Below are 9,458 nucleotides of genomic sequence, written 5' to 3'. Positions count from 1 at the left end.
CCCCCCAATCCAACGGCATGGCCGAAGCCTTCGTGCGCACGATCAAGCGCGACTACGTCCGCGTCTCTGCCCTTCCTGACGCTCGGACCGTCATCGACACGCTGCCGATCTGGTTCGAGCACTACAATACCGTTCACCCTCACAAGGCGCTCGGATATCTCTCACCGCGCGAGTTCATCGCATCCCGGCAATCCCTCTGATCTGTCCGATCATTCGGGGGCAACAACAGATAGCCAGACGTGGTACTTTCTGGAGTGTTGAGGTCGGCATGGGTATCGAACCAGACCACGCAGGCATCAGGATGATGTTTCGCCACCACCGGAAGCGTGGCTATCGAAACCGCGCATCGACTTTTGCACACCGAGGGCAATGCGAGGCGCAGCTAAGGGCGTTTGCGCTTTTCCTTGCCTTGCATCCCAATCTCGGTAGGTGACGGCGCCTTCTGTTCTTCTTGCCGTTTCCATTCGGCATAGATCGCTTCTGAATCATCGGTTGCGCCGACGCTCGCTGCCTGGCCTGACACGACCCTCTCGATCGCTGCTCGGCCCCATCCCTCCGTGCTTTCACGTGGTTTCGGGATAACGCCTTTCCGAACCCATTTATCGACGCTCGAGGGGCTGATGCCGAGCAGTTCGGCGGCCTTGACGCGAATAAAGGTCGAAGCGCTTCTGGGCATAGGAGACGACCTGTGCGCAGGGCTCTGGTCGAAGCCGCGACGGCATAGCGATCGAGAATCTGCGCCCGTGCCGATCGGCAAGCCGCGTCTGATGCTCGCCAGTCCCGGCTTCCGAAAGGCGTCATGCTTGTGATCCCCAAGGCCAACGTTCATACGCCTGCTGTTGGCGATTTCCGTCAGCATCGTGATCGGGATGGCATCGAGCGCGGGTTCGACCGACGGAAGCAGGCCCGCCGCATCGCCGCGCGCGACGACAAAACCGCCATGTCTCCCCTGGTCTTCCTCTGCCTCGCGCACCCGGCTGAAGGACGATGTCAACGGGTTCCGGACCAAGCCTCCCGTCACCGCATCTGCGAGCCGTCTCAGCCCGCTCCCTCCCCCGCGATCTCGGGCAGCCCGTCGAGATACGGGTTGACGAACGCAACGCCCATCGGCGCGAAATCCTTGCCGTTTCGCGTCATCAGGCGCAGGCGATGCGCCTGCGCCGTCGCCGCGATGGCGGCGTCCGCAAAGCCCGGCGAGGTGCCGGCCATGCGGGCGCGCGCCGACAGGAGCCCGGCCAGACGCGCCGTCCGGCGATCCAGCGGCAGGATGCGCTCGCCATAGAGATGCTCCACCAGCTCCAGCCATTGGCGCAGCCGCGCGGCCTTGCGGGCCTCTCCTTTCAGAAGCGAGCGTTCCGCCCCCGCTTCGATTTCGGCGAGCGTTACGACCGAGAGCCAGATCCGGCTGGTCGCCCGCTCCATCCAGCGCTGAAGATCGGAGAACCCCAGCTGTTGATCCTTGGTCGGCGCGCCTTCCGACAGGATGTTGGTGTCCAGAAGGAACATCAGAATTCGAGATCGCGCAGCGGCGCACCGTCCCGCTCGGGCACATCCTCGTCGCGCAGGCCGGAGACCGCCAGAAGCGCACCGAAGCTCGGCACCGTCGACAATCGCTTCCACTCGGCGAAGGACAGAACCACGGCCTCGGGCTCGCCATGCCGGGTGATGATGCTGGGCTCGCCGCGCAAGGCATCATCCACCACGGCGGACAAGGTGGCCTTGGCGTCCCGCAATTGAATCTCGCGCATTGTGTCGCTCCATGGTGACCATTGTGGTCATAGATAATCCGCAAGTCTGCGAAGATCAATCCGATCGATCTTGCATCCGGGCATGGCTCCGCCTTTCAAGAGAAGAGCAATGCTCTCTCCTGCCCCTCGAAAACCCTTCCGATCGGGCGCGAAGGCTTACAGGCCGAGCGCGACCCTGGCTTGTCCGTCTCTCCAAAGCCTATTGGCCGAATTCAGAGCGCCGACTCCGCCTTTCGGGTACAGAGCCAAAAGAAGAGTCTTAGGGGATTGGTTATTGTGTGTTGGCTTTGTCACCCCTGCGAGCGGGGCAAAGACCGACCGGGGACGGCGAATGCCCAAGGTTCCGGCAAAGGGCAGAGCCTCGGCTGACGGCGTTTCCGCAAGCCAGCGCGCGAGACTCTTGGCGTCCTCGTAGAAGGGCATCACGAGGTCGGTCAGCGTGACGGTGAGGCCGAGATCGAGGCCGCGCGCGTTGCGCCGGACGGCCAGCTGGATGTAGCCGCAGCGTACGAGGTCGACCAGATAACGCCGGATCGTGCGGGCCGAGCGCGCCATGACGGCCCCCATCGTGCCCTTGGTGATGGCGGTCTGCCGTGTTTTGCCGCAGCGCGCGCGCAGCACCTGCAGGAAGGCCTTGGCATTGGGCGTCAGCCGGTCGTCGCGCGCGGCCGTGGTCGCCATCGCGCCGGAATATTGACGGCTTTCGCGCGGGGCCGGGCGGGCGTGACGGGGCGATGCGGCAACCGAGGCGCGGGGCTTGCGTCGAACGAGAGTGGACGCCGCGACAGACGGCGACCTCGCATCCGCGCCGATCGCTTCGGAGCGTCGGCGCGCTTCACTGATCGAAATCAGACCGGCCGTGTGATCGCGCCAGATCGCGGCGCGCGCGAGAAAGTCGGGATGGAGCGCGGCCCCCTCCCCTTCTTCGGCGCCCGTGATGGGGCCAAGCGTCATCGTTTCGACAGCTGGACCCTTCAAAAGGGCAAGCGCCGACCCTCGCACGCTCACGGGCGTGCGGGAATGTTCCTCCGACATGGTCTCTCTCCTTGCGCGAGGCAAAGCGAGGCCGTGGCGGGAAGCCGCAATTTCATTTGACGATGAAGGCGAAGGAGGCTAAACCTGCGAGCAACCACGCATCACAGATGAAGGCTCCGGCGGCTCCCGCTTCGGGGCCTTTTTCTTTGCCTATGGCGTCTCCCGGTTGATGATGGACATGGGCCTCACGCCTCCTGCGTTTTCAGGAGGTCGGCATCGGCCTCTGTGAGCGTGGCGAGATCGGACTTCGCGATGAGGACGCGGATCACATCCGAGCGCGATTGTACGCCCAGACGTTCCTTCACCTCGTCCAGCGCGGCGATCTCGCTTTCGTGAAGAACTGTTTCGGTCGAGCGAAGACCAGCGGCACGACGGCGAGCGCGCGTGGCGGCAACGGCCTCTGTGGTGGTTCTTCGGGTCATCGATCAGACTCAATTCCTAACGGTTACTAGAAAGGGTTACGTGACTCATTTCGCGAAGGCCACCCCCCGCACCTCCCGCCAATCTGCCCGAACAGGGCGCGGCGGGGATAAATCGGGGACAGAATGCTGGAATCCGAGCGCGAAGAAGACGCTCGTCCGGACGCTAAGCCCCTGATAATGCTGGAGCTGACGTCAGGCTGACCTGTTGTGCCGGCCAAGGCTTGTCCCGCCCTTACCTCCCGACGGCTTATGCGATAAAAGTTGGGCAAGACCCGTCAGAAGGACCGATTTCCGCTCATGAACTCGTCAGCCGTCCCGATTCTCTCTGAAGACCCGGCCGAAAAGGTCGTGCGTCACGGCGCGATTCTTTCGGCCGAGCTGCTGGCGCGACGCCAGCAGATGTATCCGCCGGACGCGCGCAAGAACCTCCGATTCTTCATGACCCATGAGGTCTCGAAGCTCACCTCGATCCCGGAATCCACGCTGCGCACGCTGTCCATCGAGGGCAAGGGTCCCGCGCCCGCCCGGCTCGACAACAACCATCGCGCCTATACCTTGGCGCAGATCAACGAGCTTCGCGAATTCTTCGCGCAGATGAAGCCGGCGGAGGCCCTGCGCTTTCTGCCGCGCCGGCGCGAGGGCGAGCGGCTTCAGATCCTCTCGATCGCCAACTTCAAGGGCGGCAGCGCCAAGACCACGACCAGCGCGCATCTGGCGCACTATCTGGCGCTCGCGGGCCTGCGCGTTCTGGCGATCGATCTCGATCCGCAGGCCTCGCTGTCCGCCATGTTCGGATTTCAGCCGGAAATGGATGTCGGGCACAACGAGACGATCTATGCCGCGCTGCGCTACGACGAGGCGCGCCGCCCCATGCGGGAAATCGTACGGCAGACTTACTTTACTGGCATCGATCTCATTCCCGGCAATATCGAGGTGATGGAATACGAGCATGAGACGCCTCGCGCGCTGGCCGGCGGCACGGCGGGCATGGACGGCGTGTTCTTCGAGCGGCTGCGGCTCGCCATCGCCGAGGTCGAGGATGATTACGACATCGTGCTTCTCGACACGCCGCCCTCGCTCGGCTTCCTGACGTTGGGGGCGATCTATGCGTCCACCGGGCTGATCGTCACCGTCCATCCCGCCATGCTGGACGTTATGTCCATGAGCCAGTTTCTTCTGATGATGGGCGATCTCATCGGCGTGGTGCGCGAGGCCGGGGCGAATCTCAGCCAGGACTTCCTGCGTTATCTCATCACGCGACACGACCCGAACGACCAGAGCCAGGTGCATGTCGTCGCGATGCTGCGCAGCCTGTTCGGTGAGGACGTGTTGATCCCGACCGCGGTGGAGAGCACGGCGATCGAGACGGCGGGTCTCGCCAAGCGCACGCTCTACGAGCTGGAGCCTGGACATGTCGGCGCGAGCACGGTGAAGCGTGCGCGTGAATCCATGGACGCGGTGAACCAGCGTATTCTGGAACTGATCTGGCAGGGATGGGGCCGAGCATGACCAAGGGACCGCGCAAATCCATTCTGGCGAATTTCGCCTCCTTCGCGGCGGAGGCCAAGGCGCAGGCGAGCGAGGCGCCCACGCCGAAGGCGGAGGGCGGCAACGCGTCCCCTCCCCCGTCCAATCCCACCGCGACCGCAGCTCCCGCGACGGCGCCCGTCGCCCCTCCGGCCTCGCCGTCCACGCCCACTCCGCAAACGAGCGGGTTGGCACAGCGTGTCGGCGCATCGGTGATCGGCGCGACGCAGCGCTCCATCGCGGAACTCCGCGAGGAGCGCGACCGCCTTCAGGCGCTGGTGGAGGCGGGTGGCACACGAGACATCGACGCCGCGCTGATCGACCCGTCGCCGTTTCGGGACCGGATGCCCGATGACGACGAGGCGGGCTTCGACGGGTTCCGCGCGCGCTTTGCCGAAGAGGGCCAAAAAGTGCCCGCCGAGGTGCGCCCGCACCCGGACGCCCCCGGTCGTTTCCAGTTGGTCTTCGGCCACCGTCGCTGGCGCGCGGCCCGTGACCTTGGCCTGCCGCTACGCGTCATCGTCGTCGCCAAGAGCGACGCGGAGGTCGCGGTCTCTCAGGGCATCGAGAATGCCGAGCGGCAGGATCTGACCTGGATCGAGCGCGCGCGGTTCGCCGCCACGCTGGAAGAGGCCGGCTTGAAGGCGCGGGATATTCGTGCGGCGCTGGGCATCGACGATCCGGAACTGGCGCGCTTTCGCATGGTGCTCCGCGCCCTCCCCGAAAATCTGATCCTGCGCATCGGCCGCGCGCCGAAGGCGGGGCGTCCGCGCTGGGTCGAGATGGCCAAGCTCGCCGAGACCTTCCCCGCGCGGCTGGCGCAGCTTCCCGAATCCTTGTCACCTGCCAAGGTTCCGACATCCGATGGTCGTCTTCAGGCAGCGCTGGCCGTTCTGCGCGGCGAGGCCGATAGCGGCGACAGCACGATGGACCTTCACGACGCAAAAGGCCGCCGCATCGCGCAAGCCCGCTTCTCGCGCGGCTCAATGCAACTGGTGCCGGAGCGCGTGGTTGCCGATGACTGGGCGGCTTTCCTGCGCCAGGACCTGCCGGACATGGCCGCCCGTTTCGAGCGCTGGAAGGCGGAGCGCTGAGAAATGGGAAGCGCCCGACCTTGGCAGCTGCCAAGGTTTTGTGGCGATGGACAGAGGGAGGGGTCTGGCGAGCAACACCTTGTGGCCCTGCGAACGACTGCGCGGAATGGCCTCCGCCAAGACGCCTGCGATGGCGGCCATTCCCAGCGGGCGGCAGCGCCGCTGAAGCCGAAAACCTTGGCAGCTGCCAAGGTCGAAGTCGGGCGAAGCCCGGAGATTGCGAGTCCGCTCCGATGAGGCGCGTCGTCAGGCCGAACCAGATTGCGCCCAAGATGCAGCCCTTGCCGAATTCGCCGGCCCTGGAATGCGGCATTCGGAGAATGGGGGCTCGGACACGACAAACGTCCCAACCCTGACAAGGCCGATGGAAGCTCGGGCAGGTTGGCGCTTTGGTTCCGCCGGGATGCTCCGTTGCGAACGCAGTGGGCTCGATCGATGGGGCGAGGCTGATCGTTCGCCGGCCGGTGCAGCTCGAAATGAGCGCTAGAAGCCCCTCGGCGACGATCCAGGGCTTTCGTCGGCACCGCACCTCGACCGGCTACGCGAGATGCTTGGCGGTGCGGTTCATGAACCAATCAGAGCCGACCTGAAGCGGTTCGCGCTATGGGACTTGCCGGACGCCTCCGACCTGCTTGAACACCGGCTGGACAACCGGCTTGAGCGAGCGGGAATCGCTTCGGAAGTCACCCGCTTCGACCGCATAGCCATGGCTGGCATCTAGAGCTTCTTCGTTGACCTGCCTCATCCCGCGCGCCACATCAGGACCGGCCCGAAGGCAAACGGTGTTGCCATGTGAAGCTGCCGCGCTGGCAGGTTCACCTCGTCAGCGAAACCGGCATTCCCTAGGCCGTCACGCGATTGGCGGACAGGGAGAAGTCGGAGGGTGCCGATGAGCGACAGTAAGGCGCAGGCGTCAGTAGGGTCCATTGCCACACGATGTGCCGCGACGACCCGATGAGCCGCTTTGCGGGTGACGTCTCTTGCCTCGCCTTGAGATCGGACCCAAAGATGTTCGTGCAGTTCGAACGCGCGAAACGCACCGGCAGCAGGCGAGCCCGGCGCCCGGACGGCCGCCGCCTCTCACGCTGCGTCAACTCTCCGCCCGGATCGTCCAAGCCGACTGTGCGCATGAGGGGGAGCCGCCCATTCGGCTCCGCGCGGCGAGGCCGGAGACCTTTTTGATGAGCGGCGCGACGATCGCCAGCGACTACACACCCTCACGGAGACGCGCGCGTGCATCAGTGCGCGTATCGAATGTCGGCACTTGCCAGCACCGGGCCGGGGCGATCCGGCTTCGCGCAGGTCGCCCGGCGCGTCCAACGCGACGCCGGGCGACATCACCCGCCGCTGCCGTCAGGCCGGTGATCTGCGCCGGTGGGTAGGGCAGATCCGATCCCATCGCGTGAGCGCATCGGCGATTGTTCGCGGGGCCATCTTTGATACAGTCACCCTCGAAGCGGCTGACGAATCCGTGCGGAGGAGGGCTGTCGGTGAACCGGGCTTCAGGGCGGCGACGCCGTGAGATCCCGAAACGACAGGCCAGCCTCGCGGGCTTTGTCGGACGCTTTCAAATCCCGGGGAGACGCCATTGGCGCGGGAGTAGGGAGAAACCGCATGTCGACAGAAGCCGTCGGCGCGACGCGCCGCGACTATCGAGAAGAATACGAGACGTTCCGGCTGGAAGACGCCGAGGCGCTGCTGGCTGGCGATCCGGCATCGGCGATCAATGCCTGTGTGGAATGCTGCGACCGTTACGTGGGCGAGGGGCGTGTGGCGCTGCGCTGTCTTTCCGCCGACGAGACGCTGACAAGCTATACGTTCGAGGACCTGCAGGCTTTGTCGGCCCGCGCGGCGAACGTGTTCCGCGCCGAGGGCGTCGTGCCGGGGGATGTCGTTGCCGGGCTCCTGCCGCGCACGTTGGAGCTCGTGGTGGCGATCCTGGGCGCCTGGCGTCTGGGAGCCATCTATCAGCCGCTCTTCACCGCCTTCGGCCCCAAGGCGATCGAGCATCGTCTGCGGCTCGGCGGCGCGAAGCTGGTGGTCACCAACCCGGCCAACCGGGGCAAGCTCGACGAGGTGGAGGGGTGTCCCCGCGTGGCGATCGTGGCCGAACCCGGCGCGGTGCCGGCGGGCGATCTCGACTTTCGCGCCGCGCTCAAGGCCGCCGAGCCGACTTTCGAGCCGGTATCGCGCCGGGGCGACGATCTCTTCATGCTGATGTCCACTTCGGGCACGACCGGGGCGGCCAAGGGCGTGCCCGTGCCCCTGCGCGCGCTCAACGCCATTTCGGCCTATATGCGCTATGCGGTCGACCTGCGCGCCGACGACACGTTCTGGAACATCGCCGATCCCGGCTGGGCCTATGGGCTCTATTACGCCATTACGGGCCCGTTGATGCTGGGATGCGCGACCCTTCTTTATGAGGGCGGTTTCACGGCCGAGAGCACCTATCGCATCATCCAGCGCATGGGCGTCACCAATCTCGCCGGCTCGCCCACGGCCTATCGCCTTCTGATCGCCGCCGGGCCGGAGCTGGCCGAGCCGGTGAAGGGCGCCTTGCGCGTCGTCAGCAGCGCGGGCGAGCCGCTCAACCCGGAGGTCATGCGCTGGTTCGAGGCGCATCTGGCAGTGCCCATCCACGATCATTACGGGCAAACCGAGAACGGCATGATGGTCAACAACCACCATGGGTTGACGCACCCTGTGCGCCCCGGCTCCTCGGGCCTTCCGATGCCCGGCTATCGCATGGCCGTGCTGGACGAGGCGGGCAACGAGCTTGGACCCAACCGGCCGGGCATTCTCGCCGTCGATATCGCGCGCTCGCCGCTCCTGTGGTTCCGGGGCTATTATCATCAGGACACCCCGGCCATCGCGGGCGGCTATTATCGCACCGGCGACACGGTGGAACGGGAGCCGGACGGCTCCATCAGCTTCGTCGGGCGCTCGGACGACATCATCACCTCGGCGGGCTATCGCATCGGGCCGTTCGACGTGGAAAGCGCGCTGATCGAGCATCCCGCCGTGGTGGAAACCGCCGTGATCGGCGTGCCCGATCCCGAGCGGACCGAGATCGTCAAGGCCTTCGTGGTGCTGGCGGACGGTGTGAGAGGAACGCCGGCGCTGGCCGACGAACTGGCCAGCCACGTGAAGCGCCGCCTGTCGGCGCATGCCTATCCGCGCCAGGTGGAGTTCGTGGACGAGCTTCCCAAGACGCCGAGCGGCAAGATCCAGCGCTTCATCCTGCGCAAGAGCGAGATCGCCAAGAGCCAGCCGGGCTGAGGAGGGCGTCGCCCATGAAGATCGAAAACAGCAGTTTCGTCGTCACCGGGGCCGGGTCGGGCCTCGGGGCGGGCGTGGCGGAGATGGCGGTGGAGGCGGGCGCGAACGTCCTGCTGCTCGACGTCAACGAGGCGGCCGGGGCGGCGCTGGCCTCCCGGCTCGGCGCGCGGGCCCGCTTTCGCCTGGCCCTGATACCCATCTGACGCTGCCGACGATCCAACCTGGCGAAACACAGGTGGGCGCCGGAGCAACAACACAAAAAACAGCTCCGACACTTAATGCCCTGCTGACTCCCAACACAACGAGTCAGGCAGACATCGCTACACCGGTTCGCACAGCGGCACCGCGACTTA

General features: G+C 65.7%; 10 protein-coding genes and 1 pseudogene. 5 read left to right on the top strand and 6 right to left on the bottom strand.

Going from position 1 to position 9,458, the window contains the following annotated elements:
• Positions 1–200, top strand: a 200-nt coding sequence (locus NS365_RS22455) for an integrase core domain-containing protein (RefSeq protein WP_153003913.1), incomplete at its 5' end; no start/stop codon positions are given.
• Here NS365_RS22455 and NS365_RS25145 read toward each other — a convergent pair.
• The 6 genes from NS365_RS25145 to NS365_RS22430 all read right to left on the bottom strand — a co-directional run bounded on the left by NS365_RS25145 (position 140) and on the right by NS365_RS22430 (position 3,205).
• Complete coding sequence (locus tag NS365_RS25145; RefSeq protein ID WP_275477567.1) at positions 140–361, bottom strand: arginase family protein; 222 nt, start codon at positions 359–361, stop codon at positions 140–142. The two genes, NS365_RS22455 and NS365_RS25145, sit on opposite strands and share 61 nt — an antisense overlap.
• 21 nt (positions 362–382) lie before the next feature.
• Entirely contained in the window at positions 383–994 is a 612-nt protein-coding gene (locus NS365_RS22450) for a helix-turn-helix transcriptional regulator (RefSeq protein WP_153003912.1), read from the bottom strand.
• Between the two features lie 44 nt (positions 995–1,038).
• On the bottom strand, positions 1,039–1,506 hold the full coding sequence (locus NS365_RS22445) for a PIN domain-containing protein (RefSeq protein WP_058602523.1): 468 nt from the start codon (positions 1,504–1,506) through the stop codon (positions 1,039–1,041).
• Positions 1,506–1,748: a type II toxin-antitoxin system Phd/YefM family antitoxin gene (locus NS365_RS22440; protein ID WP_058602522.1), complete on the bottom strand. Its 243-nt coding sequence runs from the start codon at positions 1,746–1,748 to the stop codon at positions 1,506–1,508. Before NS365_RS22440 ends, NS365_RS22445 begins: the two co-directional genes overlap by 1 nt.
• A 156-nt stretch (positions 1,749–1,904) precedes the next feature.
• On the bottom strand, positions 1,905–2,783 hold the full coding sequence (locus NS365_RS22435; protein WP_058602521.1) for a hypothetical protein: 879 nt from the start codon (positions 2,781–2,783) through the stop codon (positions 1,905–1,907).
• 185 nt (positions 2,784–2,968) lie between these two features.
• Positions 2,969–3,205, bottom strand: a complete 237-nt coding sequence (locus NS365_RS22430) for a ribbon-helix-helix protein, CopG family (RefSeq protein WP_058602520.1) — start codon at positions 3,203–3,205, stop codon at positions 2,969–2,971.
• Positions 3,206–3,502: 297 nt separating this feature from the next.
• Here NS365_RS22430 and repA point away from each other — a divergent pair, with 297 nt between their 5' ends.
• The 4 genes and pseudogenes from repA to NS365_RS22410 form a co-directional block, all read left to right on the top strand.
• On the top strand, positions 3,503–4,714 hold the full coding sequence (gene repA, locus NS365_RS22425) for a plasmid partitioning protein RepA (RefSeq protein WP_058602526.1): 1,212 nt from the start codon (positions 3,503–3,505) through the stop codon (positions 4,712–4,714).
• Positions 4,711–5,826, top strand: coding sequence for a plasmid partitioning protein RepB (gene repB / locus NS365_RS22420; RefSeq protein WP_058602519.1), 1,116 nt, complete (start codon positions 4,711–4,713; stop codon positions 5,824–5,826). The genes repA and repB overlap by 4 nt, the downstream gene beginning before the upstream one ends.
• A gap of 1,614 nt (positions 5,827–7,440) precedes the next feature.
• A complete protein-coding gene (locus tag NS365_RS22415) occupies positions 7,441–9,105 on the top strand; it encodes an acyl-CoA synthetase (protein WP_058602518.1) in 1,665 nt (554 codons plus the stop codon).
• A gap of 14 nt (positions 9,106–9,119) precedes the next feature.
• Positions 9,120–9,287: pseudogene (locus tag NS365_RS22410) on the top strand (SDR family NAD(P)-dependent oxidoreductase); the annotation flags it as partial.
• Positions 9,288–9,458 lie beyond the last annotated feature (171 nt).

It is taken from the genome of Aureimonas ureilytica, from assembly GCF_001475935.1.
GTDB lineage: Bacteria > Pseudomonadota > Alphaproteobacteria > Rhizobiales > Rhizobiaceae > Aureimonas > Aureimonas ureilytica_A.
The sequence above is the reverse complement of the archived record's forward strand: the minus strand, read 5'-3'. Positions and strand labels throughout refer to the sequence as shown.

Bases quoted from the DNA above. Each gene is read 5' to 3' on its own strand.
- NS365_RS22445 (WP_058602523.1), bottom strand. From the start codon at position 1,506: ATGTTCCTTCTGGACACCAACATCCTGTCGGAAGGCGCGCCGACCAAG.
- NS365_RS22440 (WP_058602522.1), bottom strand. From the start codon at position 1,748: ATGCGCGAGATTCAATTGCGGGACGCCAAGGCCACCTTGTCCGCCGTG.
- NS365_RS22435 (WP_058602521.1), bottom strand. From the start codon at position 2,783: ATGTCGGAGGAACATTCCCGCACGCCCGTGAGCGTGCGAGGGTCGGCG.
- NS365_RS22430 (WP_058602520.1), bottom strand. From the start codon at position 3,205: ATGACCCGAAGAACCACCACAGAGGCCGTTGCCGCCACGCGCGCTCGC.
- repA (WP_058602526.1), top strand. From the start codon at position 3,503: ATGAACTCGTCAGCCGTCCCGATTCTCTCTGAAGACCCGGCCGAAAAG.
- repB (WP_058602519.1), top strand. From the start codon at position 4,711: ATGACCAAGGGACCGCGCAAATCCATTCTGGCGAATTTCGCCTCCTTC.
- NS365_RS22415 (WP_058602518.1), top strand. From the start codon at position 7,441: ATGTCGACAGAAGCCGTCGGCGCGACGCGCCGCGACTATCGAGAAGAA.